The sequence below is a fragment of the Kosakonia sp. SOY2 genome (genome assembly GCF_027109175.1).
GTDB lineage: Bacteria > Pseudomonadota > Gammaproteobacteria > Enterobacterales > Enterobacteriaceae > Kosakonia.
In genome coordinates this window covers 760442-785420 of the sequence record NZ_JAPVXH010000002.1, presented here as the reverse complement: position 1 = coordinate 785420, position 24979 = coordinate 760442, and the positions used below count along the sequence as shown (strand labels likewise).

At 55.6% G+C, this 24979-nt stretch carries 31 protein-coding genes and 1 other annotated feature; of the genes, 22 read left to right on the top strand and 9 right to left on the bottom strand.

The window, feature by feature from the left end:
* Positions 1 to 204: 204 nt before the first annotated feature.
* The 3 genes from clpB to rluD form a co-directional block, all read right to left on the bottom strand.
* Positions 205 to 2778 carry an ATP-dependent chaperone ClpB gene (clpB, locus tag O3S68_RS16870; RefSeq protein ID WP_269232016.1) on the bottom strand — a complete coding sequence of 858 codons (2574 nt, stop codon included), beginning with the start codon at positions 2776 to 2778 and terminating at the stop codon, positions 205 to 207.
* 129 nt (positions 2779 to 2907) lie between these two features.
* A complete protein-coding gene (gene yfiH, locus O3S68_RS16865) occupies positions 2908 to 3639 on the bottom strand; it encodes a purine nucleoside phosphorylase YfiH (protein WP_269232015.1) in 732 nt (243 codons plus the stop codon).
* Complete coding sequence (rluD, locus tag O3S68_RS16860; RefSeq protein ID WP_017459962.1) at positions 3636 to 4616, bottom strand: 23S rRNA pseudouridine(1911/1915/1917) synthase RluD; 981 nt, start codon at positions 4614 to 4616, stop codon at positions 3636 to 3638. Before rluD ends, yfiH begins: the two co-directional genes overlap by 4 nt.
* 131 nt (positions 4617 to 4747) lie before the next feature.
* On the opposite strand from rluD, the gene bamD reads away from it, so the two are divergent.
* The 4 genes from bamD to pheA all read left to right on the top strand — a co-directional run bounded on the left by bamD (position 4748) and on the right by pheA (position 7517).
* Entirely contained in the window at positions 4748 to 5485 is a 738-nt protein-coding gene (gene bamD, locus O3S68_RS16855; RefSeq protein WP_020454767.1) for an outer membrane protein assembly factor BamD, read from the top strand.
* A gap of 275 nt (positions 5486 to 5760) precedes the next feature.
* Positions 5761 to 6099, top strand: a complete 339-nt coding sequence (gene raiA, locus O3S68_RS16850) for a ribosome-associated translation inhibitor RaiA (protein WP_044489450.1) — start codon at positions 5761 to 5763, stop codon at positions 6097 to 6099.
* A 101-nt stretch (positions 6100 to 6200) separates the two neighbouring features.
* Positions 6201 to 6326 (top strand) — a sequence feature (Phe leader region).
* The gene (gene pheL, locus O3S68_RS16845; protein WP_189660115.1) at positions 6202 to 6252 is read left to right on the top strand and encodes a pheA operon leader peptide PheL; all 51 of its coding nucleotides are present in this window, start codon (positions 6202 to 6204) and stop codon (positions 6250 to 6252) included. (Overlaps the previous feature by 51 nt.)
* Positions 6327 to 6356: 30 nt before the next feature.
* Positions 6357 to 7517, top strand: coding sequence for a bifunctional chorismate mutase/prephenate dehydratase (gene pheA / locus O3S68_RS16840; RefSeq protein ID WP_020454769.1), 1161 nt, complete (start codon positions 6357 to 6359; stop codon positions 7515 to 7517).
* Here pheA and O3S68_RS16835 read toward each other — a convergent pair.
* From O3S68_RS16835 to O3S68_RS16810, 6 genes are all read right to left on the bottom strand, one after another.
* Positions 7514 to 8386, bottom strand: coding sequence for an SMP-30/gluconolactonase/LRE family protein (locus O3S68_RS16835; RefSeq protein WP_020454770.1), 873 nt, complete (start codon positions 8384 to 8386; stop codon positions 7514 to 7516). The two genes, pheA and O3S68_RS16835, sit on opposite strands and share 4 nt — an antisense overlap.
* 68 nt (positions 8387 to 8454) lie before the next feature.
* Entirely contained in the window at positions 8455 to 9576 is a 1122-nt protein-coding gene (tyrA, locus tag O3S68_RS16830; RefSeq protein WP_269232014.1) for a bifunctional chorismate mutase/prephenate dehydrogenase, read from the bottom strand.
* Positions 9577 to 9585: 9 nt separating this feature from the next.
* Positions 9586 to 10656, bottom strand: a complete 1071-nt coding sequence (gene aroF, locus O3S68_RS16825) for a 3-deoxy-7-phosphoheptulonate synthase AroF (RefSeq protein WP_020454772.1) — start codon at positions 10654 to 10656, stop codon at positions 9586 to 9588.
* A gap of 182 nt (positions 10657 to 10838) precedes the next feature.
* Positions 10839 to 12200 (bottom strand): PepSY-associated TM helix domain-containing protein, encoded by a 1362-nt coding sequence (locus O3S68_RS16820; RefSeq protein ID WP_269232013.1) that lies wholly within the window; start codon positions 12198 to 12200, stop codon positions 10839 to 10841.
* A gap of 63 nt (positions 12201 to 12263) precedes the next feature.
* Positions 12264 to 12845 carry a DUF2946 family protein gene (locus O3S68_RS16815; protein WP_269232012.1) on the bottom strand — a complete coding sequence of 194 codons (582 nt, stop codon included), beginning with the start codon at positions 12843 to 12845 and terminating at the stop codon, positions 12264 to 12266.
* Positions 12846 to 12935: 90 nt separating this feature from the next.
* Positions 12936 to 13787 (bottom strand): phage repressor protein CI, encoded by an 852-nt coding sequence (locus O3S68_RS16810; RefSeq protein WP_269232011.1) that lies wholly within the window; start codon positions 13785 to 13787, stop codon positions 12936 to 12938.
* 531 nt (positions 13788 to 14318) lie between these two features.
* On the opposite strand from O3S68_RS16810, the gene O3S68_RS16805 reads away from it, so the two are divergent.
* The 18 genes from O3S68_RS16805 (at position 14319) to O3S68_RS16720 (ending at position 24962) form a co-directional block, all read left to right on the top strand.
* Positions 14319 to 14657, top strand: a complete 339-nt coding sequence (locus O3S68_RS16805; RefSeq protein ID WP_045513809.1) for a DUF5347 family protein — start codon at positions 14319 to 14321, stop codon at positions 14655 to 14657.
* 67 nt (positions 14658 to 14724) lie between these two features.
* On the top strand, positions 14725 to 14952 hold the full coding sequence (locus tag O3S68_RS16800; RefSeq protein WP_269232010.1) for a DUF2732 family protein: 228 nt from the start codon (positions 14725 to 14727) through the stop codon (positions 14950 to 14952).
* Positions 14952 to 15173, top strand: a complete 222-nt coding sequence (locus O3S68_RS16795) for a TraR/DksA family transcriptional regulator (protein ID WP_269232009.1) — start codon at positions 14952 to 14954, stop codon at positions 15171 to 15173. Before O3S68_RS16800 ends, O3S68_RS16795 begins: the two co-directional genes overlap by 1 nt.
* Positions 15174 to 17228, top strand: coding sequence for a replication endonuclease (locus O3S68_RS16790; protein WP_269232008.1), 2055 nt, complete (start codon positions 15174 to 15176; stop codon positions 17226 to 17228).
* A 74-nt stretch (positions 17229 to 17302) separates the two neighbouring features.
* Positions 17303 to 17488 (top strand): hypothetical protein, encoded by a 186-nt coding sequence (locus O3S68_RS16785; RefSeq protein WP_017459947.1) that lies wholly within the window; start codon positions 17303 to 17305, stop codon positions 17486 to 17488.
* A 210-nt stretch (positions 17489 to 17698) separates the two neighbouring features.
* Complete coding sequence (locus tag O3S68_RS16780) at positions 17699 to 17902, top strand: tail protein X (protein WP_020454780.1); 204 nt, start codon at positions 17699 to 17701, stop codon at positions 17900 to 17902.
* Positions 17893 to 18123 carry an HP1 family phage holin gene (locus O3S68_RS16775; RefSeq protein ID WP_017459945.1) on the top strand — a complete coding sequence of 77 codons (231 nt, stop codon included), beginning with the start codon at positions 17893 to 17895 and terminating at the stop codon, positions 18121 to 18123. Before O3S68_RS16780 ends, O3S68_RS16775 begins: the two co-directional genes overlap by 10 nt.
* A complete protein-coding gene (locus O3S68_RS16770; RefSeq protein WP_269232007.1) occupies positions 18098 to 18607 on the top strand; it encodes a lysozyme in 510 nt (169 codons plus the stop codon). The genes O3S68_RS16775 and O3S68_RS16770 overlap by 26 nt, the downstream gene beginning before the upstream one ends.
* Entirely contained in the window at positions 18604 to 19017 is a 414-nt protein-coding gene (lysB, locus tag O3S68_RS16765) for an Rz-like lysis system protein LysB (RefSeq protein ID WP_160269062.1), read from the top strand. Before O3S68_RS16770 ends, lysB begins: the two co-directional genes overlap by 4 nt.
* A complete protein-coding gene (lysC, locus tag O3S68_RS16760) occupies positions 18917 to 19162 on the top strand; it encodes an Rz1-like lysis system protein LysC (protein WP_082071816.1) in 246 nt (81 codons plus the stop codon). Before lysB ends, lysC begins: the two co-directional genes overlap by 101 nt.
* The gene (locus O3S68_RS16755; RefSeq protein WP_269232006.1) at positions 19125 to 19592 is read left to right on the top strand and encodes a phage tail protein; all 468 of its coding nucleotides are present in this window, start codon (positions 19125 to 19127) and stop codon (positions 19590 to 19592) included. Before lysC ends, O3S68_RS16755 begins: the two co-directional genes overlap by 38 nt.
* Positions 19593 to 19669: 77 nt before the next feature.
* The gene (locus O3S68_RS16750) at positions 19670 to 20305 is read left to right on the top strand and encodes a phage baseplate assembly protein V (RefSeq protein ID WP_269232005.1); all 636 of its coding nucleotides are present in this window, start codon (positions 19670 to 19672) and stop codon (positions 20303 to 20305) included.
* Entirely contained in the window at positions 20302 to 20649 is a 348-nt protein-coding gene (locus tag O3S68_RS16745; protein WP_020454785.1) for a GPW/gp25 family protein, read from the top strand. Before O3S68_RS16750 ends, O3S68_RS16745 begins: the two co-directional genes overlap by 4 nt.
* Before the next feature lie 4 nt (positions 20650 to 20653).
* Positions 20654 to 21562, top strand: a complete 909-nt coding sequence (locus tag O3S68_RS16740) for a baseplate assembly protein (RefSeq protein ID WP_020454786.1) — start codon at positions 20654 to 20656, stop codon at positions 21560 to 21562.
* Positions 21555 to 22163 (top strand): phage tail protein I, encoded by a 609-nt coding sequence (locus O3S68_RS16735; protein WP_269232004.1) that lies wholly within the window; start codon positions 21555 to 21557, stop codon positions 22161 to 22163. Before O3S68_RS16740 ends, O3S68_RS16735 begins: the two co-directional genes overlap by 8 nt.
* A 155-nt stretch (positions 22164 to 22318) precedes the next feature.
* Positions 22319 to 23296 carry a phage tail-collar fiber domain-containing protein gene (locus O3S68_RS16730; protein WP_269232003.1) on the top strand — a complete coding sequence of 326 codons (978 nt, stop codon included), beginning with the start codon at positions 22319 to 22321 and terminating at the stop codon, positions 23294 to 23296.
* On the top strand, positions 23296 to 23880 hold the full coding sequence (locus O3S68_RS16725) for a tail fiber assembly protein (protein ID WP_269232002.1): 585 nt from the start codon (positions 23296 to 23298) through the stop codon (positions 23878 to 23880). The genes O3S68_RS16730 and O3S68_RS16725 overlap by 1 nt, the downstream gene beginning before the upstream one ends.
* A 131-nt stretch (positions 23881 to 24011) precedes the next feature.
* Positions 24012 to 24962 carry a phage tail protein gene (locus tag O3S68_RS16720; RefSeq protein WP_269232001.1) on the top strand — a complete coding sequence of 317 codons (951 nt, stop codon included), beginning with the start codon at positions 24012 to 24014 and terminating at the stop codon, positions 24960 to 24962.
* Positions 24963 to 24979 lie beyond the last annotated feature (17 nt).

Below are 24979 nucleotides of genomic sequence, written 5' to 3'. Positions count from 1 at the left end.
TCTTCACCTGACAGGCCGGTGTGTTTGCCGTTGTGCCGTGTCAGTGGAGGCGCATTATAGGGAGTTAATTCCCGCTGACAACCCCTAATTTGAAAAAAGTAACCGTTCGCTCACTTTTCAGGCGAATTACGCTGAGAAGTTAAATTTTTGCCTGGTTTTCAAACAAAAACGAGCCCGAAAGGGCTCGTTTTCTTCTTTTGTGACTTACTGCACTGCCACAATGCGCTCATCTTTCACTACGAGTTGCACCGGTTTGCCCGGAATCAGCTCGCCCGAAAGAATCTGCTGCGCCAGCGGGTTTTCAATCTGCTGTTGAATAGCGCGTTTTAGTGGACGCGCGCCATACACCGGATCGTACCCGTTTGCGCTGAGCAGTTTCAGCGCGTCGTCGGAAATGCTTACCGCATAACCACGCTCTTCCAGGCGCTTATACAAACGCTGCAACTGGATCTGCGCAATAGACGCAATGTGTTTTTCACCCAACGGATGGAACACTACCACTTCATCAATACGGTTGATGAATTCCGGACGGAAATTCTGGCTCACCACACCTAACACCAGCTCTTTCATGTGGCTGTAATCCAGATCGCCAAAACGCTCCTGGATCAAATCAGACCCCAGGTTGGAAGTCATAATGACGACCGTATTACGGAAATCAACCGTTCTGCCTTGTCCGTCTGTCAGACGACCATCATCCAGTACCTGCAACAAAATGTTGAACACATCCGGATGCGCTTTCTCTACTTCATCCAGCAGAATAACGGAATAAGGGCGACGGCGAACCGCTTCTGTCAGATAACCACCCTCTTCATAGCCAACATATCCCGGAGGCGCACCGACAAGACGCGAAACGGAGTGTTTCTCCATAAATTCCGACATGTCGATACGCACCATTGCATCGTCGCTGTCGAACATAAAGTTCGCCAGAGACTTACACAGTTCGGTTTTACCCACCCCGGTTGGGCCAAGGAACAGGAACGAACCGATCGGACGATTCGGATCCGACAGCCCTGCGCGGCTACGGCGAATAGCGTTAGAAACGGCTTCGACAGCTTCATCCTGACCGATTACACGATGATGGAGGTCATGCTCCATGCGCAGTAATTTTTCGCGCTCGCCTTCCATCATTCTCGCTACCGGGATGCCAGTCCAGCGCGCCAACACCTCTGCAATTTCGGCATCGGTCACACGGTTACGCAGCAGGCGCATGGTTTTACCCTCGGCCTGAGTTGCGGCAGCCAGCTGTTTTTCAAGTTCCGGGATTTTCCCGTACTGAAGTTCCGACATGCGTCCCAAATCACCATTACGACGCGCTTGCTCCATGGCAATTTTGGCCTGTTCCAGTTCCGACTTAATGGTTTGGGTTCCGGAGAGGGAGGCTTTTTCCGCTTTCCACTCTTCTTCTAATGATGAGTACTGGCGCTCTTTATCTTCCAGCTCTTCATTCAGCATTTCGAGCCGCTTGAGACTGGCCTCATCGGACTCTTTCATCAGCGCCCGCTGCTCCAGCTTGAGCTGGATGATACGGCGATCGAGCCGGTCGAGTTCTTCCGGTTTCGAGTCAATCTGCATACGAATGCTGGACGCGGCTTCATCAATCAAGTCGATGGCTTTATCCGGCAGCTGACGATCGGCGATGTAGCGATGCGACAGCGTTGCCGCCGCAACAATTGCCGGGTCGGTAATTTGCACGTGATGATGCAGTTCATAACGCTCTTTCAGCCCACGCAGAATCGCAATGGTGTCTTCCACCGTCGGCTCGGCCACCAGCACTTTCTGGAAACGGCGTTCGAGAGCCGCATCTTTCTCTATATACTGGCGATACTCATCCAGCGTCGTAGCCCCCACACAGTGCAATTCACCGCGCGCTAGCGCAGGTTTCAGCATGTTGCCCGCATCCATTGCACCATCGGCTTTACCGGCACCGACCATCGTATGCAGCTCGTCAATAAACAGAATGACGTTGCCTTCCTGTTTCGCCAGGTCGTTCAGCACACCTTTTAAACGCTCTTCAAACTCACCGCGATATTTTGCACCGGCAACCAGTGCGCCCATATCCAGCGCCAGTACACGGCGGCCTTTCAGCCCTTCCGGCACTTCGCCGTTAACAATACGCTGCGCCAGCCCTTCGACAATCGCGGTTTTACCGACGCCCGGTTCACCAATCAGCACCGGGTTATTTTTGGTACGCCGTTGCAGTACCTGGATCGTACGACGAATCTCTTCGTCACGACCGATAACCGGATCGAGCTTGCCTTGTTCGGCGCGCTCAGTCAGATCGACGGTAAATTTTTTCAAGGCCTGACGTTGGTCTTCGGCCCCCTGATCGTTCACGTTCTCTCCCCCACGCATTTGTTCAATCGCCTGGGTCACATTGGCCGTTGTCGCACCAGCAGCTTTAAGCAAATCCATCAGCGTACCGCGTGATTCAAGCGCAGCCAGAACGAAAAGTTCCGACGAGATAAAGTTGTCACCTCGCTTTTGCGCCAGCTTGTCGCAAAGATTCAGTACACGTACCAGATCCTGAGAAGGCTGTACGTCGCCACCGGTGCCTTCCACCTGCGGCAAGCGGCTCAGCGCTTGTTCAATCGCTGTGCGTAACTGGCCGGCGTTCACGCCAGCAGAGGTTAATAAAGGATGAATCGAACCGCCTTCCTGATTGAGTAAGGCGCTCATTAAATGAAGAGGTTCGATAAACTGGTTGTCGTGCCCGAGTGCGAGCGACTGGGCATCGGCGAGAGCAAGCTGGAATTTATTAGTAAGACGATCCAGACGCATAACTCCTCCCATAACAGGTCAAAATTGCTACTGGAGATTAAATGAGGTCATCCCTCAATTATTCAAGGTGAATGACCTGAATTATGCGAAAGAAAACCTACGCGTACTGGATCGTCTTGATTCTTTAGGTTATATCAGCCAAATGAAACTTGCCATACGCCCGGTCGTCTTGTCCCGGCGGTATGAGAAAAAATTATCCTTATCGCTGAAGGTACAGCGATCGCCGCCGAACACATGCCGGACGCCTACGCTCGCCAGACGCTGGCGTGCAAGCTGATAGATATCAGCAAAATATTTTTCACCGTGAGGACGAAAAGCGCTGTCGGCCTGCGGATCGTGCGCCATGAACGCTTCACGAACTTCTGCACCAACTTCAAACGTTTGCGGCCCAATTGCTGGCCCCAGCCACGCCAGCAGATTTTCCGGCTTATCGGCGAAACACGCAACTGTCTGTTCCAGCACGCCTGCACATAAACCCCGCCAGCCGGCGTGAGCAGCAGCAACTTCGGTGCCCGCCTGGTTACAAAACAAGACCGGTAAACAGTCTGCTGTCATCACCGCACAGACCGTACCGGGTAAGTTGCTGTATGACGCATCCGCCCGTTTCGACGCATAAGGACCACCGCTAAGTGTGAGCACGTCAGTACCATGAACCTGTTCAAGCCACTCCGGCTTCGAAGGCAAACCGCCCGCCGCGAATAAGCGCGCGCGATTCTCTTCCACATGCTCAGCATTGTCACCACAGTGTGCGCCAAGATTCAGCGAATCGTAAGGTGGCAGGCTTACACCACCGACGCGCGTCGAGCTACAAGCCGCGACACCTTTCGGCAGCGGCCAGTCCGGGAGGATCAGTTTGGTCATAACCAGGCAACATCGTCCTTATGGGTTTCAAAATCAGCGCGCATCGCATCAATCAAATCAACCATATCTTGCGGAATTGGCGCATGCCATTCCATTTCAATACCGCTGATAGGATGGTAAAGGCGCAGCATAGTGGCGTGCAGCGCCTGGCGGTCAAACTTGCGCAGTGCATCGATAAATTCGTCCGATGCGCCTTTCGGCGGACGCGGGCGACCACCATAGAGCTGATCGCCAACCAGCGGGTGAGTGATATGCGCCATATGTACGCGAATCTGATGCGTACGGCCTGTTTCCAGGCGCAGACGCAGACGCGTATGCACACGGAAATGCTCCATAATGCGGTAATGTGTCACCGCCGGCTTGCCCATCGGGTGCACCGACATATGGGTACGCTTGGTCGGATGGCGGCTGATCGGTTCTTCCACCGTGCCGCCAGAAGTCATATGCCCAATCGCTACCGCTTCGTATTCACGCGTGATTTCTCGCAGTTGCAGCGACTCCACCAGCCGCGTCTGAGCGGGTACGGTTTTCGCCACTACCATCAAACCGGTGGTGTCTTTATCCAGGCGGTGGACGATGCCTGCACGCGGAACATCCACAATAGGCGGGTAATAATGCAGCAGAGCGTTAAGGACAGTGCCATCCGGGTTACCTGCGCCCGGGTGTACAACCAGGTCGCGCGGTTTGTTAATGACGATAATGTCATCGTCTTCATAGACGATGTTAAGTGGAATATCCTGCGGTTCAAAACGTGCTTCTTCTTCGATTTCCGCATTGATAGCAATGAGTTCGCCACCCAACACTTTCTCTTTCGGCTTGTCGCTGACAACGCCGTTGACCAGCACGCGCTGGTCGAGAATCCATTCTTTTATGCGCGAACGTGAATAATCCGGGAACAATTCGGCCAAAGCTTGATCTAAGCGTTGACCGAGTTGGTTTTCGGATACCGTTGCGGTGAGTTGTACCAGTTGTGCCATATACAGCTTCTTCGTTAACGTTGGGTTTTACGGCTTCGCCGTTTAATATAGTGTGCTATTGTAGCTGGTCTTAGTCGGGAGCAGGAATAAAGAATCTCCCGCGTAAACATTCTGAGGAAAGTCTAAACGTCATGACGCGCTTGAAATATCTGGTGGCAGCCGCCACGTTGAGTCTGGCTTTGACAGGTTGCTCCGGTTCAAAGGAAGAAGTACCTGATAATCCGCCAAACGAAATCTACGCGACAGCTCAGCAAAAGCTGCAAGACGGTAACTGGAAGGCGGCAATAACGCAACTGGAAGCACTGGATAATCGTTATCCGTTTGGTCCTTACTCACAACAAGTGCAGTTGGATCTGATCTACGCGTACTACAAAAATGCCGATCTGCCGCTGGCGCAAGCCGCGATTGACCGTTTTATTCGACTGAACCCAACCCACCCGAACATTGATTATGTAATGTATATGCGTGGGCTGACCAACATGGCGCTGGATGACAGTGCTCTGCAAGGGTTCTTCGGCGTAGACCGGAGCGATCGCGATCCGGCGCATGCCCGTGACGCATTCAAAGACTTCTCCAAACTGGTGCGCGGCTACCCGAACAGCCAGTACGTCACCGACGCCACCAGACGACTGGTGTTCCTGAAAGATCGTCTGTCGAAATACGAACTGTCGGTTGCGGAATACTACACCGATCGCGGTGCGTGGGTTGCAGTAACCAACCGCGTAGAAGGGATGCTGCGTGACTTCCCGGATACAAAAGCGACCCATGACGCGCTGCCGCTGATGGAAAAAGCCTATCGCGAGCTGCAACTCAACGCGCAGGCGGATAAAGTGGCGAAAATTATTGCGGCGAACAGCAATCGAACCTGATTGACCTGATCGCCTGAAATACAAAACGGCAGCCTTTCGGCTGCCGTTTTTTTATTCATTTTATCTATCACTAAAGCGGTTTAGCCGCAATTCATCCTATCAACTATGACTGCTAATGATGGCGTAGACAAGGTAAATTTGCCCTCTTCCTGCCCTGCCTCACAAAACCCTTTTATTGACAAAAAGTGACAAAATAATGTGATTTAAATCACACATTTTGACATTGTGGACGGTATGCTGAAATCACCAAGACGGAAAGACAAGAGGTAAAATTTATGACAATGAACATTACCAGTAAACAAATGGAAATTACTCCGGCAATCCGCCAGCATGTCACAGACCGTCTCGCCAAACTGGATAAATGGCAAACTCAACTGATTAATCCGCATATCATCCTGTCGAAAGAACCGCAGGGCTTTATCGCCGATGCAACCATCAACACACCGAACGGACAACTGGTTGCCAGTGCGAAACATGAAGATATGTATACCGCCATCAACGATTTGATTAACAAGCTGGAACGGCAGCTGAATAAAGTGCAACACAAAGGTGAAGCACGTCGCGCCGCAACATCGGTGAAAGACACAAGCTTCGTTGAGGAAGAAGAAGAGTAGTCTCTACATTGAGCCCATCCCAACGCGCCCACGGGCGCGTTTTTTATTGACAGAGCGAAAACAGTACGGGTACTGTACTTCGGTCGCACAAAGGAAAACTCCATGAAACTTGTTCCGTTCTTCTTCGCATTCTTTTTTACCTTCCCCAATTAGGGAGGCGATTCGTTTTGTGATAAAGAATGCGAAGACGAACAATAAGGCCTCCCACACCGGGAGGCCTTTTTTATTGATAACAATTAAAGACGAAAGGCAACAACATGACGGCTGAAAACCCCTTACTGGATTTACGCGTAAAGATCAGCGCACTGGATGAACAGCTGCTGACGCTGCTGGCCGAACGCCGCCAGCTCTCTGTTGAAGTCGGCAAGGCCAAGCTGGATTCACACCGTCCGGTACGCGATATCGATCGCGAACGTGATTTACTCGAACGTTTGATAGAGCTCGGCAAAGCGCATCATCTGGATGCCCACTACATCACCCGCCTGTTTCAGTTGATCATCGAAGATTCCGTTCTCACCCAGCAAGCCCTGCTCCAGCAGCATCTGAATAAAATCAACCCGCACTCTGCCCGCATCGCCTTTTTGGGGCCAAAAGGATCCTATTCACACCTGGCCGCCCGTCAGTACGCGGCGCGCCATTTTGAGCAGTTCATTGAAAGCGGTTGCCTGAAATTTCACGATATCTTCAGCCAGGTGGAAACGGGTCAGGCCGATTACGCGGTGGTGCCGCTGGAGAACACCAGCTCCGGGGCAATTAACGACGTTTACGACCTGCTCCAGCACACCAGTTTGTCTATCGTTGGTGAACTGACGGTGCCTATCGACCATTGCATTCTGGTTTCCGGCTCCACCGATTTAGAACACATCACCACGGTTTACAGCCATCCGCAGCCTTTCCAGCAGTGCAGCCAGTTCATTAACCGCTATCCACAGTGGAAAATCGAGTATTGCGAAAGCACTTCCGCCGCGATGGAAAAGGTCGCGCAGGCGAATTCGCCGCAGGTTGCGGCGCTGGGCAGCGAAGCCGGTGGCGCGCTGTATGGCTTGCAGGTGCTGCAACGTAATCTGGCGAACCAGACGCAGAACATCACACGCTTTGTGGTGCTGGCGCGTAAAGCCATTGATGTATCCGATCAGGTTCCGGCAAAAACCACGCTGCTGATGGCAACCGGCCAGCAAGCAGGCTCGCTGGTTGAAGCCCTGCTGGTGCTGCGTAACCACAATTTGATCATGACCAAACTAGAATCGCGCCCGATCCATGGCAACCCGTGGGAAGAGATGTTCTACATCGATGTGCAGGCCAATTTGCAATCCGGGCAGATGCAAAAAGCGCTGCGCGAACTCACCGACACCGCGCGTTCGCTGAAAGTCCTCGGTTGCTACCCCAGTGAAAATGTGGTGCCGGTCGACCCGGCTTAAACCTCTTTAAACAGCGGTTTCTTCATCCCTGCCACCGCCACGGGCAGGGTGAAGATCGCTCCCGACAGCGGATATTGCGCCACTTCGTCCGCCGTCATATTTTCCCGCGTGGTGGTGATAAACAGCGTTTTCATATCAGGCCCACCAAAACAGACCATCGTCGGGCAACGCACCGGCAAGCGATACTCAGCCAGTTGTTCACCCTGCGGCGAAAAACGCGCGATGCGCCAGCCATCAAACATTGCGCTCCAGTAGCAACCTTCAACATCCATCGCCGCCCCGTCCGGAATACCTTCCCCGGCGTTAAAGCGGCGGAAAACCTCGCGTTTACCCGGCTCACCCTGCTCATCAAGCGGCGTGCGGTAAATCACCGCGTTCGGCGTGTCCGAGGTGAACATCCACTGCTTATCGTGGCTGAAGGCAAGACCATTGGCACCGTGAATGTCGCACTGCAACACTTTGGGCGTGAGGTCATGATTAATGCGCAATAGCAACGCGCCGTTATAATCGCCCGGCCCCCAGAATGTGCCCGCATAAAAACGGCCAAGATGATCGGTGCCGCCATCGTTAAAGCGCGCCAGTTGCGGGTTTGAAGGGTTATCACACACTTTTTGTCGCAGCAAACCGCGCGCATCCGTCAGCCAGATGCCATTACGCATCGCCACGATAAAGCCGCCTTCCTCACGTAGCGCAAAGCAGCCAACCTCTTCGGCAAACGACAGCACCGTATGTTCGCCAGACGATAAGTGGTAACGATGGATCTCACCTTCAATAATATCTGCCCAGTAGAGCGCCTGCTCCGCGTCGCTCCAGGTGGGGCATTCCGGCAAATGCCCGGTGTAATCAAACAGCGTGTGCAGCTCAGCCATTGCGCATCCCTTAAATGAAAAAAGCCAGCGGGTAACCACTGGCTTTTCAGTATAAACGGCTTTTTTATTTACGGGCGGCTGTCGTTGGCCTGGCGTAACAACACGCGGCTTTCGCTCTGGAAACGTTGCGCATAGTCACCAAACCAGTGTTCAACTTTGCGGAAGCTGTCGATAAACGCCTGCTTATCGCCCTGCTCCAGCAGGCCAATCGCTTCACCAAAACGCTGGTAGTAGCGTTTAATCAGCGCCAGGTTACTGGACGACGACATAATAATGTCGGCGTACAACTGTGGATCCTGGGCAAACAAGCGCCCGACCATCGCCAGTTCCAGGCGATAAATCGGTGAGGAAAGCGCCAGCAACTGTTCGAGCTGAACATTCTCTTCCGCCAGATGCAAACCATACGCGAAGGTCGCGAAGTGGCGCAGCGCCTGAATAAAGGCCATGTTCTGATCGTGTTCAACAGCGCTAATGCGGTGCAAACGCGCGCCCCATACCTGAATCTGCTCCAGGAACCACTGGTACGCTTCCGGCTGTCGGCCATCACACCAGACCACCACCTGTTTAGCCAGGCTACCGCTGTCCGGGCCAAACATCGGATGCAGCCCGAGCACCGGCCCTTTATGCGCGCTCAGCATCGCCTGTAACGGGCCGCTTTTCACCGACGCCAGATCGACCAGAATACAGTCCTCCGGCAAGGTCGGCAGTTTGCCGATCACCTGCTCGGTAACGTGAATGGGCACGCTGACAATCACCATGCCCGCGTCAGCCAGCAGCACATCGGCCTGCGCCCAGTCCTCTTTTTCAAGGATGCGCACCTGGTAGCCAGAGAGCGTCAGCATTTTGGCAAACAGTTGCCCCATCTGCCCGCCACCACCAACAATCACCACCGGACGCAGTTCCGGGCAGAGGGTTTTAAATCCTTTGTCGTTCTCGCTGGAGTAGGATTCGCGCATGACGCGGCGCAGCACATCTTCAATCAGATCCGGCGGTACACCCAGTGATTCAGCCTCTTTGCGACGCGATGCCAGCATCGTCGCTTCGCGCTCCGGTACATAAATTGGCAAGCCATATTTACTTTTGACTTCGCCAACTTCCGCCACCAGCTCCAGGCGGCGCGCCAGCAAATCCAGCAGCGCCTTGTCAACTTCATCAATTTGATCGCGCAGCGCGGTCAGTTCAGCAACCATAACACCCTCTTAAGCAAAACGCGCCGCCAGGCTGTTACGCAGATCGTTATTGATTTCACGCAGCAGCGCTTCGGTCGCTTCCCAACTGATGCACGCATCGGTCACGGAAACGCCATACTTCATCTCGCAGCGCGGCTGCTCAGAAGATTGATTGCCTTCATGAATATTGCTCTCAATCATCAGACCGGTAATCGAACGGTTGCCATCTTTGATCTGCGCCACCACCGATTCAGCAACGGCAGGCTGGCGACGGTAATCTTTATTGGAATTACCATGGCTGCAATCTACCATCAGCGACGGTCTCAGTCCCGCCTGTTCCATCTCTTTTTCACACTGCGCGACATCCGCCGGGCTGTAATTCGGCGCTTTACCGCCGCGCAGGATCACATGTCCATCAGGGTTGCCCTGGGTTTGCAGCAGGCAGACCTGGCCGGCCTGGTTGATCCCCACAAAGCGGTGCGGCATGGCTGCGGCGCGCATCGCATTGATAGCGGTCGCCAGGCTGCCATCGGTGCCGTTTTTGAAGCCAACCGGCATTGACAAACCTGAAGCCATTTCGCGGTGCGTCTGCGATTCAGTGGTTCGCGCACCAATCGCCGACCAGCTAAACAGGTCGCCAAGGAACTGCGGGCTATTCGGATCCAGCGCTTCAGTTGCCAGCGGCAGCCCCATGCTGACCAGCTCAACCAGCAGACGACGCGCAATCTTCAGGCCAGCTTCCACATCAAACGAGCCATCCATGTGCGGATCGTTAATCAGCCCCTTCCAGCCAACGGTGGTCCGGGGTTTTTCAAAATAGACGCGCATCACCAGATAGAGGCTATCGCTGACCTCTGCGGCAAGGGCTTTAAATCGACGGGCATATTCAATCGCGGCTTCAGGATCGTGAATCGAGCAGGGACCACAGACCACCAGCAGACGCGGATCGCGCCCGGCAATGATGTTGGAAATGGTCTGGCGGGACTGCGCGATTTGCGCTTCCTGCTCGGCAGTCAACGGGAAGGCCGCTTTCAACTGATCCGGGGTGATCAGCACCTGTTCATCGGTAATATGTACGTTATTCAGCGCGTCTTTTTGCATGATCAAAATCCTGTATGGCTCGTTTGCGATAGTTGTTCCTCGAGTGAGGATGACGTAACGATACCATAGCTGGTAAAGATTTCAATCCACATAACGTAACGATTACTTTACAATGACAAATTAATCGCCATTTAATCACCACTAAGTGTAATTATATTTTTACACTCAGTGGCGTTTTACAACTACATCGTTACGACAGAACGTCTGGCATGTTGTTTCCAGCGCAAAGCATCAATGAGGATAAACAGCAGCAAGCTGGCGCCCATGACGGGTAACGCCAGCCCCAGCAACAGCGCCAGGAACGCGCTTATTACCCGTCCTGACAGTGGTAAAACCAGCCAATTGTGCAGCAGCGTACTTGCCGAGTTGACGTTGGCACTGGCCGGGCGGCGGATCCACCACAGCCGGTAACCAACCACAATCATCACGCACAGCGCACTGCCAAAGGCGATCAGTAGCAACTGGTTCGCCAGGCCAAACAGAATGCCCATATGGAAATCAACGCCCCAGCGCGTCAGCTTCGCCATTAGCGGAAAGTCCGTAAACCTTGTGCGATCCACTACCGTCATCGTGCTGCCATCAATCGCCACCGCATCCACACGCGTGGGCCAGCCGCGATCGATTTCGGTTACCGTCCAGGCTTTATCCGCACTGCGTGGCGGGCGGATCTCCAGCTTGCCGGCGGCGATCCCGGCCTGCCGCGCACTGTGCAACGCTTCATCGAACTGCACCCGATCCGGCTGCATATCCGGCATAACCATCCCCTCATGCATCATATGGTGTTCCGCATGCGGATCGTGCATCTCCGGCACACCGTGCAGTTGCGTATTGACCTGCGGCGTCATCCAGCCAAGCGCTGCACGCAGGCTGTCAACATTGCCGCCCGCCCACTGCGACCAGGTCAGACCGGTGGCGGAAAACAGCAGCATCCCGATAAGCAGGAGCCAGCCTAAAGAGACATGCAGGCGACGATGATTTTGCATAGCGTTATTAATGCGCCGTTTCGGGCGGGTAAAAAACCACAGCGCAATACCACCAAGCGCGGCAACCCACATCCAGGACGCCGCCAGTTCGCTGTACAGACGACCCACATCGCCCAGCAGTAGCGAGCGGTGGAAATAGTCAATCCACTGGCGCAGCGGCAAAATTCCACTGGTGCCGTAGACCGTCATATCCCCTTTCACTTGCAGCGTCACCGGATCGATAAATATCGCGCGGTTCTCCGATGCGCCCAGTTGTGGGTCAGCAAACATCACGCGGGTAGTGTCACTCCCGGTAAGGCCAGGGCGCACCGCATGCAGACGCAAATGGCCGCCGGTTAGCTGTTCAGCCACGGCAATCTGTTCGGCGAGCGGCTGCCGCGTTCCCCCTTCCACACCGTAAAGCGCATCGTGATAGAACCAGTTTTCCAGCTGTGGCGTCGCCACATATAACGTGCCGCTCAGGGCGGCGACAAAAATAAACGGGCCGACAAACAGGCCAATGTAAAAATGCAGGCGTCGCAGCACGCTGAGCCACGCCGCACGCGGAGTGCAGGTTGTCATACTTTTCCTCAGAAATAGCAAAAGGTCGCCGTTTCGCACAGGCGAACGGACATTTTTTTAGGATCAGGAAAAGCAGACGCGCGGCGGGGCGCGGGTATCAGGACAAAGCCAGGGAAAGAAGTGCCAGTGCTGAACAGGCTGACGGGCAACGACCAGGCAGATGCGCAGCACACGACCGAGCAGGAGCAAAATAACGAGGAAGAGAAGACCGGGAACATGTGCCAGCAGTACGCAGTAGCCACAGGCCTCGGCGTGATCAAGCGGCATACTTTGCGGCGAAGGTTGATGGTGCGACATCGGCGGCGATGCGACATCGTGATGTATGCGCATCGGCATGCTCATCTCGTTCGGCGGCGATGCGGCATCGTGATGCGCGCGCATCGGCATGCTCATCTCGTTCGGCGGTGATGTGCCATCATGATGTGCATGTATCGGCATGCTCATCTCATTCGGCTGCGATGCGGCATCGTGCTGTGCATGCATCGGCATGCCCATCTCGTGGTGCATGCCGGGCATCGCGCTCATTGGGTCTTGCTGCAGCGAAACAGAAATCAGCGGCGCGACGAGGATCAGCAAGATCGCAAACAGCGCCAGCCCTGCGGCTGCGCGTTGTGCTGCGTATTGATGAAAAACGTTCCTCACCACTTCCCCTCCCGGTCGAGGCGGCATTGTAAATTAAACATCACCAGAAAGTTAATTTACTTGTCGTTTTTCTGCAGACTCAGCGCCAGCGGCTCAGACATGTTTCTCGAGCGTAAAGACCACCACGCCATACGGCACGATTTCCGCTACCGCACACTCAAAATCCACCGCACCGTTGGTAAGGCGCACTTTGCCGCCCGGCAGACGCACCACATCAAAAACATCCAGCGTATCGTCAATGCTGATAAACCAGCGGCCGTTGCCAATTTTTTGCGCACGGGTATCCACCAGCCAGCCTGCATTTAGCCCTTCAATAAAATTCAAACCGTCGGTAGACGCTGGCGCGAGACTGCGATCCAGCGACCAGACGCCCGCCTCTTTCAGCTCGCCAGACTCATGGCGAAATTTCGGGATGCTCAGCGCCGCGTCATTTTGCGCGGCGCCCGCGGTTGCAGCGGGATACATTTCGCCTTTGCCCGTCGCCAGCCAGCCTAAAGAGACGCCGGTATCCAGCGCACAAGTCACCACTACATCGCCAGGGAAAAACTCACGTCGCACCCAGGTGCTGATGGTGCCGGAGGAGATATCCAGTAAATCTCCCAGCTCTTTTTGCATCTCGAACCCGTACGCATCAAGGATACGGCGCAACACCGGACGCCCGCCGGTCGACAAAATTTCGTCGTACAGCGCTTTGCCCTTCGGCACCGGTTTATCCGTCAATTTCGCATTTGCAAATTCACCTGTCACCAGCCAGTGCAGGTCTGCGCCGGTGTCGAGTGCGCATTTGACCACCGCTTTATACGACACGCTATCGCGCTGGATCCAGCTGCTGATATTGTTCGCCGGCACATCCAGCGCCTCAGCGAGGGCTTTCTGGCTGGAGACGGAATAGGACGCGGCAATGCGCTCAATCACATCCTGAACACTCATCTTGTTTTCACTCATGGACACCAACATCGAAAAAGTGATTTACACAATCGCATTTGCGATTTATATTGCTGTACATCGACCAAAAAGCACAGCTTCGCAGTACATTTTAAACAACAGGAGATAATGCGATATGTCAGATGCAAAATCAACGCCGTCGCATCCGCAATCGGCTACTCAAATGCGATCCAAACGTGGCTGCCACAGCCGTGTGAGCACTGAGATAACGGCCCGTTTTCCGGCACGCTACGCCGCGACTCGCATAACAAAGTCCGCGCCAGTAAACCAGAAAACATCCTCGGCAATCCATAGCCAGTGCGAATGTCAGAGAGATCAGCAATACGCTGAGCGCATATCGCAGGGCCGACTTAACCGCCACATGTCTGACCTTCACGACACCGCAACATGGCGCAATGCGCAGGTGAATGCCAGCGCTTTGCATTTTGCCTTTACGCAACAGGAAAAGTGCCGTCACGGCGTTAAACGCCCTTTCGGCATGGTGTTACGCTGAATTTGCTTTTGCAAGCCAACACTATCGCAGGAGAGCTTATGGCTATCACATCCCCTGTCGTGCATGTTCCGCTTAGCACATCAGAGCGGCTAAGCGGGCTAAACCATATCGCCGAGCTTCGCGGTCGTTTATGGGGCGATAACTGGAGCGACGTAGCACGCTTTATCGACGATCTGCGCGACCCGCGTGACGAACACGCAGAAGAGAACAACCGGGCGCTGGCGGCCATTTTCTTTCTTGCCCGAGTGCCCGCCGCGCGCCAGGCGCTCAACCCGCACGCATTAACGCTTGATGAGAAGCGGGCGGTGATCGCCGCCATGAACCATTTCCGCGCGGTAGTCAGCCAGTTTCCGAAACGGCTCACCATGCCGCTGTAAACCCTAAATCCACAACCATGACGTCAACCCGTCGGGCATCCCCTTGCCCAAATTCAGGAGCAACACAATGAGAAAACAACCCTTCAATTCACCGAACCACAGCCCGGACGCTCTCGCGCTCCAGCTTGCGCAAGCGCGCAACAATGAACGTCTGCGCTGCGCCGGCGTTATCTCCGCCCGTCTGGACGCCCTGGCCACATTCATCAGTTCGCATCGCCTTGAATGGCATGATGCCGCTGAATTGTTGCGCCAGGAAGCCAGCCACATCGACAACCAGGCGCAGGAGCTGCACTAATGGCCGACGAAATGGATCTCGCCCAGCAACGCGAGATGGAAGAACGCGAGCGGCATATTCAGCATGCACGCAATCGCCTGCTGGCACCCTTAAGGCTGACCTGTGAAAGCTGCGATGCGCCTATCCCGCAAGCGCGGCGCATGGCGCTGCCCGGCGTCACCTGTTGCGTTTGTTGCCAGCAGATCGCCGAACTGAAAGACAAGCACTACAGGAGACGCTAATTGTCTGTCACCTGGGCTTATCCGTGGAATGCGCCGCGTTCAGCTATCTCCAGCCCCTTGCTCACTCACGCTGAGCTGCACCGCCGTAATCGCCATATTGCGGCGGTGTCGCAGGCGCGTCAGGCACTGGCGCTCCAGCCGGAGTGCGTACGCGTTTCACTCACCCGAGCTGCGGATACGATAGAAAAAGAGCACGGTATGGCGCGGGCGGAGGCTTTTCTGTTGCATTTTTATCGCCGCACGCTGCCGCGGCTCAACGCGGTGGCGCAACGCTATCAACTGGATCATTTACAACCGCGCGTCTCCAGAGCGGTGTTCAACGGCCATTTTGATACGGTTATCCAGCAGGGGCTGGCGCACCGCTTAGTCTCGCTGTTTACCCGCTACAACCAGTTACCGGATATGAACAAAGCCCCTGTCGACAGGCTGGCGGCGGACATCGCCAATTTTATTCGCGGTGAACTGGCAGAGCACGACGACACAAGCGCAACGGAGCTGAAAACGCTGCATCGCTGGTATCTGCACGCAGGCACCATCGCTTTGCAATTCAACGTCACTCCCCCGCACTGGCAGCGAGTGATGCAAAAAGTCGTCAGCGCGGAAGATCTCGCCCCGGCAATCATGCGCCTGTTCAGCGAGCAGTGGTGGCGCGGGCATCTGCGCAAAGCCGCCGGGCAGTGGCGCGAACATTTGCACATCGCCCTCGGCAATGTCAGCAAGAAAAAACAGCCCTACGCCAGCGCGCAGTGCGTAACCGCCTGGCGCGAGCAAAAACGGCGTAATCGCGAGTTTCTGAAAAGCATGGAGCTGGAAGATGAAGAGGGAAACCGCATTAGCCTTATTGATAAACACGACGGCTCGGTAGCCAACCCGGCAATCCGTCGCTGTGAGCTGATGACGCGCCTTCGCGGTTTCGAAACCATCTGCCAGAACCTTGGTTACGCAGGCGAGTTTTACACGTTAACCGCGCCCTCGGCCTGGCACGCAACAACGCGCGCGGGCTACCGTAACCGGAAATGGAACGGCGCCAGCCCGGCGCAAACCCAGGCGTATTTCACCACGTTGTGGGCGCGTATCCGCGCGAAGCTGCACCGCAACGGCCTGCGCGTTTTCGGCATTCGCGTGGCAGAACCGCATCACGACGGCACTCCGCACTGGCACCTGCTGCTGTTTATGCAGCCGCAGGAGGTTGCCCGCGTGCGCGAGATCCTGGGAGATTTCTCCTGCCAGCAAGACCGCCACGAGCTGTCCAGCGCGAAAGCGCAACGGGCACGCTTTCACGCCGAAACCATTGATGCACAAAAAGGCAGCGCGACCGGTTATCTGGCGAAATATATCGCGAAAAATATCGACGGCTATGCGCTGGACGGCGAAACCGATGTTGAGAGCGGCGCATTGCTGAAAGAGAGCGCCTGCGCGGTCTGCGCTTGGGCCGCACGCTGGCGCATCCGCCAGTTTCAGTTTATTGGCGGCGCGCCGGTCACCGTTTACCGCGAGCTACGCAAACTGGTCGATAACGATGCCGCGCGCGGATTGAGCGTGGAGTTTGCGCAGGTGCATGAAGCCGCCGATCGCGGCGACTGGGCGGGTTATGTCAACGCGCAAGGCGGGCCGTTCGTCAAACGCGATGCGCTGCAGGTGCGCACTCTTTATGAAGCAGACGGCGATTTTAATCAGTATGGCGAAGAGACGCTGCGCGTACGCGGCGTGTATGACAGCGTGGCTGGAAGCGGATCGCCGCTGCTGACGCGGCTGAAAAAGTGGAAGATCGTGCCAAAGCGCGCACAGGAAAACGTGCCGGACACCGCCCTTTCTTGGAGTTCTGTCAATAACTGTACGCCCTTCGAGCCCGATCAGCGGTTAAACCGCCGCCAGCGTCGGCAACTTACTGCCTGGCTGCGCAGCGATATTCTGCAGGCGCGCAAACGTATGCCAAAAAGCGTGCGCTGTACTGGCAGGAGTAGCAGGGAAATAGCTGGAAACACCGGGTTTAAAGCGCGAGCAGAAAGCCATAATGGTTTTCTTTATCAGCAACATAGTGATGGGAACAAATAATTATCGCTTCCCATTAATAATCAGCCTATGATACTGTATAAACATACAGTACAAGAAATTCATGAGAGGGATTCATGGTCTCTGAGCGACTAAATCAGACTCAGCACAAGTGGGCATGCGTGCAATTCATTGCCGAGGTGTCTCTGCTGGCTAACTGCAAACCGTCCGATCTGAAACTGGCGCTGAGTCTGATTGCGGACCTGGCCAACAGCGAAAACGCTACCGATGAGGATGAAAACATTTTCTACAAGGCCGAATAGCGCCCCGCCACGACCTTTCCCGGCAGTTAACGCTGCCCTTCTCTCGATGCGCCAGCGGCACTGCTGCCTGGTGCATTCGTGCTGTGCTTTTCTCTCTGCGCCCACCTGTTGTGCCAGCGCTTAACCAGCCCCGAAAGATAGCGTCCATCGCCTGCGGTCAGGAAACTTAACCATGGGGAAAAACCTTCCTGATGGAAAGAGACGCGAACGATGAATGTGAAAACACAACAAGGCGATACCCTCGACCTGCTTTGCCTGCGTTATTACGGGCGCACCGCATCAGTGGTCGAAACGGTGCTCGCCGCCAACCCGGGGCTCGCCGATCTGGGCGTTATTTTGCCTTATGGCACCACGGTCAACCTGCCGGAAGTACAGACGCAAACCATTAAAGAGACGGTGAATCTATGGGGCTGACCATCGAAAAAGTCACCTCATCGCTGGCGTACTGGATAAGCGTGGCGCTGACCTTTTTCGGTGCCATGACCCCGCAAGACTTTGCCGCCTATTTTGGCGCGCTGGGTGTTGCCGTCACCGTGGCGGTGAACTGGTACTACCGCCGCAAAAGCTATCTGTTCCTCCAGTCCTGCGCGTCAACCCAGGAGGTGATGAATGGGATTACCCGTAAAACGCTGTAGCGCGGCGGCGGTGCTGGCGCTGGCGGTACTGCTGCCGGATTTCCGCTTACTGAAAACTTCACCGCGGGGGCTGGCACTGATTGCCGATCTTGAAGGTTGTCGCCTGCGTCCTTACCAGTGCAGCGCCGGGGTCTGGACATCCGGCATCGGTCACACCGCAGGCGTTATACCAACGCGTGATATCAGTGAAAAAGAGGCGGCGAGCAACCTTGTCGCCGATGTATTACAGGTTGAGCGCAGACTGGCGCAGTGCGCACCGGTGGCGATGCCGCCGCAGGTGTATGACGCGGTGGTCAGCTTCGCCTTTAACGTTGGCAGCGGCGCGGCTTGCCGCTCGACGCTGGTTTATTTCCTTAACCAAAAGCAGTGGCGCCAGGCCTGCGATCAGCTGCCGCGCTGGGTGTTTATCGACGGTGTACGTAACCAGGGACTGGAAAACCGCCGCCAGCGCGAACGCGGCTGGTGCCTGCAGGGGGCGCAATGAATGCTCGTCTGATCGCCCTGTTGATCGCCTCGCTCGGCCTGCTGTGGCTGGTGCAGCAAAACCACTCGCTGAGCACCTCGCTGGCGCAATCCCGCCAGCTTACGCGTGAGCAAAACAGCGCCATCACGCAGCTGAAAGCGCAACTGAACGCCGCCGCCGCGTTGGCGGACAAAAACCAGCAGGCGCAGGTGGCACTGCGCCTGCAACTGGATGCCGCCAGCACGCAAGCGGTGCGGCGTGAACAATCGATAACGAGGTTACTCAATGAAAATGACGCCTTTCGCCGCTGGTACAGCGCTGAGTTGCCTGATGCTGTGCGCCGGGTGCACCAGCGCCCCGCCTGCCCTTCCGCCGGTCACTGTTTACAACAGTTGCCCGCTGGTCAGCCTGTGCCCGATGCCGGGAAGTAACCCGCAAACTAACGGCGATTTGAGCGCCGATATCCGCCGACTGGAGCTTGCGCTGGCACAGTGTGCGCTCCAGGTCGAAACCCTTAAACATTGCCAGGATGAGATCAATGCTAAAACCCAATACGCTACGCACCGCGCTGACTGACGCCGTGCCGGCGCTGCGCGATAACCCCTCGATGCTGCGCCTGTGGGTGGATAAAGGCAGTAACACCGCCACCCTCGCCAGCTCACTCTCTTTTGAAAAACAGTTCAGCCTCAATGTCACCGTCAGCGGTTTTGCCGGTGATATCGATGCGCTGTTCGTACCGGTGATGGCGTGGCTGCGTGCTAACCAGCCCGACATCCTCACTACCGAAGCCGGCCGCAAAGGCAGCTTCAGCTGGTCGCTGGTGGCGAACACCGACAACACCCAGGATTTGACGATGGTGCTGCAACTGACCGAGCGCACCAAAGTCACGGAAATCGACGGCGCGCTGCATGCCGAAACACTGCCGGAACCGCTGCCGCCCGCGTTCGTGACCCGCCCGACCGAGCTTTATATCAACGGTGAACTGGTGAGCCGCTGGCCGGCCTGAATCGCCCGGCGTTGTGCCAAAAACCGGACAGCCCTGTCCGTTTTTCAACGCCCGTCACGCATAGGATGATTTCCGTTATGAACAGACAACTCTCGCTTCAGGAACTGTCCCGCTTGCTGCGCAATATGATCCGCACCGGGATAATCGTTGATATCGATCTGAACAGCGGGCGCTGCCGGGTGCAGACCGGCGGCCTCGTAACACAATGGTTGCAGTGGTTAACCCACCGCGCCGGGCATTCACGGAGCTGGTGGGCACCTTCCATCGGCGAACAGGTGTTGCTGCTGGCGGTCGGCGGCGAGCTTGACACCGCGTTCGTGCTGCCGGGAATTTTTTCCGATGACAACCCGGCCCCTTCGGCATCCGCCGACGCCTTGCATGTCGCTTTTCCCGATGGCGCAGTCGTGGAATATGAACCGAAAACCAGCGCGTTAACGGTGAGCGGCATTAAAACCGCCACCATCAGCGCGTCGCAATCCCTTACCGCTACCGTACCCGACGTGCGGGTGACCGCCACGACCCGCATCACGCTGGATACGCCGGAAGTGGTCTGTACCAACAAGCTCATCACCGGCACGCTGGAGGTACAAAAAGGCGGCACGATGAACGGCAACATTGAGCACAGCGGCGGATCGCTCACTTCCAACGGCAAAGTGTTGCATACCCATAAACACCCCGGCGACAGCGGCGGCACAACAGGAGCGCCTTTATGACAGTTCGTTACAGCGGGTTAAACCGCACCACCGGCAAGCGTCTTACCGACACCGAGCATATTCGCCAGAGCATCAGCGACATTCTGCGCACGCCGATAGGCTCCAGAGTGATGCGCCGCGATTACGGCTCATTGCTGTTTGAGATGATCGACCAGCCGCAAACCCCGGCGCTGACGCTGCAAATTCAGGCCGCCTGTTACATGGCGCTATTGAAATGGGAACCGCGCATTAGCGTAAGCGCGGTCACCACCGAGCGCCAGTTCGACGGCAAGTTGCTGGTCAACCTGACCGCGCAACTCGCCAGCACCGGCGAGTCCCTTTCGTTAACCCTTCCAGTGAGTTAAAACCATGCCGATTATCGATCTGAGCCAACTGCCGGCGCCGGATGTGGTCGAGGAGCTTGATTATGAGGCTATCCTCAACGACCGCAAAGCGACGCTGATTTCCCTGTTTCCCGCCGATGAACAAGAAGCGCTGGCGCGCACGCTGGCGCTGGAGTCCGAACCACTGACCAAATTTCTGCAAGAGAACGCCTACCGTGAAGTGATGTGGCGCAGCCGCGTTAACGAAGCGGCCCGCGCGGTGATGCTGGCCTACGCCGCCGGGAAGGATCTGGATGTGATGGCCGCCAACAGCAACACCGCGCGGCTGGTGGTTTCGCCCGCTGACGAGAGCACCATTCCGCCAACGCCGGCGGTGATGGAGTCTGACAAAGATCTGCGTCTGCGCGCGCAGCAGGCGTTTGAAGGGCTAAGCGTCGCCGGGCCGGAAGGCGCTTACGAATACCATGGTCGCAGTGCCGACGGGCGGGTTGCCGATATTTCGGTCATCAGCCCGAACCCGGCGTATATCACCATTTCCGTGCTCTCCCGCGAGGGGGACGGCCGCGCCAGCGATGAGCTGATCGCCATCGTGGATAAAGCCCTGAACGCCGAAGATGTGCGCCCGGTGGGCGACCGTGTGACGGTGCAAAGCGCGGAGATCGTGCCTTACCAGATTAACGCCACGCTCTACTTCTACCCCGGCCCGGAATCGGAACCGATTCGCCAGGCCGCTGAGCAGCAGTTAAAAGCCTATATCAACGCGCAACGGCGTTTAGGGCGCGATATCCGCCAGTCGGCGATTTATGCCGCGCTGCACGTTGAAGGCGTGCAGCGAGTGGAGCTGAGCGCGCCGCAAAGCGATCTGGTGCTGGCGAAAAATCAGGCCTCTTACTGCACCGCCTGGAGCATTAATGCCGGAGGCACCGATGAGTGACGACCGTTTGTTGCCTGTTGGCTCATCCGTTCTTGAGGTGGCAGCGGCAAAAGCGGCAGCAGATATTGAGCGCGTGCCGGTGCCGCTGCGCACGCTGTGGGATCCGCAAACGTGCCCGGCGGAGCTGCTGCCTTACCTGGCATGGGCGCTCTCCGTCGACCGCTGGGACTTTAACTGGCCGGAAGCGACCAAACGCAAAGTGATTGCCGCTTCATTCTTCGTTCATCAACACAAAGGCACGCGCAGCGCGCTACGCCGGGTGGTTGAGCCGCTCGGTTTTCTGATTGAGCTGCGCGAATGGTGGGAGGACAACGCCGAGCCGGGCACCTTTAAACTGGTGATTGGCGTGCAGGAGAATGGCATTACCGAGGAGATGTACCTTGAGCTGGAGCGGCTGATTAATGATGCCAAACCGGCGAGCCGCCACCTGACCGGGTTAAACATCAGCCTGAGCAGCAGCGGCGAGTTTTATGTCGGCGCCGGTTGCTATCTGGGTGAAGAGCTGACCGTTTACCCTTACATGCCGGAAGAGATTGTTGTTGGCGGTGCATATTATCCGGCTTCAGCGGTTCATCTGGTTGATGATGTCATCATCACTTAACCACGTAACATCACACCAAACGGGCTGCGGCCCGTTTTTTTTACCCGCCTCGTTGTGCCAGCGGGCAGCCAACCCCGCCTGATAGCGTTCGCCTGTCGCTGAACGGAAAATGTCTTCTGTACTGATTCATCACCCAACAACCTGAGAGTTAACGCATGACTGCAAAATTCTTTGCCATTCTGACCAATCAGGGGGCCGCGAAGCTGGCGAACGCCGCGTCGCTTGGCACAAAGCTTAACCTTACGCAGATGGCGCTCGGCGATGCCAACGGCGTACTGCCCACGCCTGATGCGGCGCAAACTCAACTGATTAATCAGAAGCGAATTGCCCCGCTGAACCGCCTGTCCGTTGATCCGAATAACACCAATCAGATCATTGCCGAACAGGTGATCCCGGAAAACGAAGGCGGTTTCTGGATCCGCGAAATTGGCCTCTACGATGATGACGGCGTGCTGATTGCTATCGCCAACTGCCCGGAAACTTACAAGCCGTTGTTGCAGGAAGGCAGCGGACGCACGCAGACGATTCGCATGGCGCTGATTGTTTCATCGACAGCAGCCGTGACGCTGAAGATTGACCCGTCGGTGGTGCTGGCCACGCGCCAGTATGCGGATGATAAAGCGAGAGAGGTGAAAGGCTATGCCGATACTCTTCTTGCCGCTCATATGGCTGCCGCAAACCCGCATCCACAATATCTCGCAGTCGCGGATATCAATAACTACCTTCCTGTCGGTGTGCCAATTCCTTATCCAGCTGCGACCCCGCCAACTGGCTGGTTCAACTGTAATGGCTCCGCATTTGATAAAACAAAATACCCCATTCTGGCGTCGCTTTTTCCCTCGGGGAATCTGCCCGACCTGCGCGGTGAGTTTATTCGCGGCTGGGATAACGGGCGTAATGTCGATGCAAACAGGGGATTAGGGCAATGGCAGGGCGATGCGCTGCAACAACATACCCATGACTACTTCACCATTTTACCGCTCGCAGATACTGACCGGGGAGGTGGCTCTTCACTCTTTTCACTCGATAACTCAACCTGGTCGACCACCAATGGTGTCGGCGGCGGCGCACGCGTCGCTTCAGAAACACGTCCACGCAATATTGCGTTTAACTACATCATGAGGGCAGCATAATGGAACAAGCCGTACTGAACGACAACCTGATTGCAATCAAAGCAGGTTACATCACCGTCTATCATTACCGCGAAACGACCCGTGAATATCTCGCGCCATCAGAAGAGTATTTGGCTGTTGGTCTCGGTATTCCTCGTTTCTCCACTATCGAAAAACCGGGAGAGGGTAAAGCGGGCTTCGCTATCTGTCGCACTGTTGCGCTGGATGCCTGGGAGTACGTTCCCGATCATCGTGGCGAAACGGTGTATGACATCAATACGAAGCAGAAAAGGGAAATTACCGAATTAGGCAATTATCCTGCGGACGTCACACCGCTTGCCCCTTCAACGCCTTATGACAAGTGGGATGGTAGCCAGTGGGTGACCGATCAAGCCGCGCTGATTGCTGTCGCAGAAGCTAAAAAAACACAACTGCTCAACGAAGCCAAAAACACTATCAGCCTGTGGCAAACCGAGTTGCAACTCGGCATCATCAGCGATGACGATAAAGCCCGGCTGATTGCATGGTTGCAGTACATCAAGCTGCTCCAGGCGGTGGATACCGCAACGGCACCGAATATCAACTGGCCGCAACAACCGCAATAATATCAGACGGGCTACGGCCCGTTTTTTTCATTCATAGTTGTCCTGCCCATAAACCAACCCCAACCGATAGCCCTGCCTGATGCGCTCACCGGAAAATAGTGCCCACGTTTCCGACAACTGAGAGTGAACGCATGACCGCGAAATATTATGCCATTCTGACCAATCAAGGTGCGGCGAAGCTGGCAGCAGCTACCGCGCTTGGCACGCAAATTCATATCACGCAAATGGCCGTCGGCGACGGTAATGGCAGCCTGCCCACGCCCGACGCCACACAAACCCAACTGCTTAACCAGAAGCGCATCGGTGCGGTGAACACGCTCACTGTCGATGCGGCCAACGCAAATCAGATCATTGCCGAACAGGTGATCCCGGAAAACGAAGGGGGCTACTGGATCCGCGAAATGGGGCTTTTTGATGACGATGGCGTGCTGATTGCCATTGCCAACTGCCCGGAAACGTACAAGCCGTTGTTACAGGAAGGCAGCGGCCGCACGCAGACGATTCGTATGGCGCTGATTATTTCGTCAACGGCGGCGGTGACGCTGAAAATCGACCCGTCGGTGGTGCTGGCGACACGCAAATATGTCGACGATAAGGTTATCGAGGTAAAAGCCTATTCCGACGAGCTGATGAAACAGCATGTCGCCGCCAGTAACCCGCATGCGCAATATCCATTGATTTCAAATGCGTTACAGGAAATGACGAGTGCGGGCCTGGTGAATCGCGTGCATGAAAATCTGAACCTTAGCGCCATTGTACTGGCGGGAACCGCTACCGGACAATTAGCTAATTACGGGTATTTAAAAATCCCCGTAATCATTGCTAATGTCAAAAAAGAGGTCATTATCCAATGGATGTTTGGGGCGACCAACGTAACTAACGGCACGGACTCAGTGATAAATTGGCCCATTGCCTTTCCTACAGCCTGCCTGAGTGCGCAGGTCACATTTAATGAATCTGCCGGTCCATTTAGTGATATCACCACACCGGTTTACATCACCGCCCGCTCACTGAATACGATCACGATTCGTTCATACACCGGTGCAGCAAATGGCGTAGATATTCTGGGCATCGGTTTTTAACCGATGCCCAGAATATA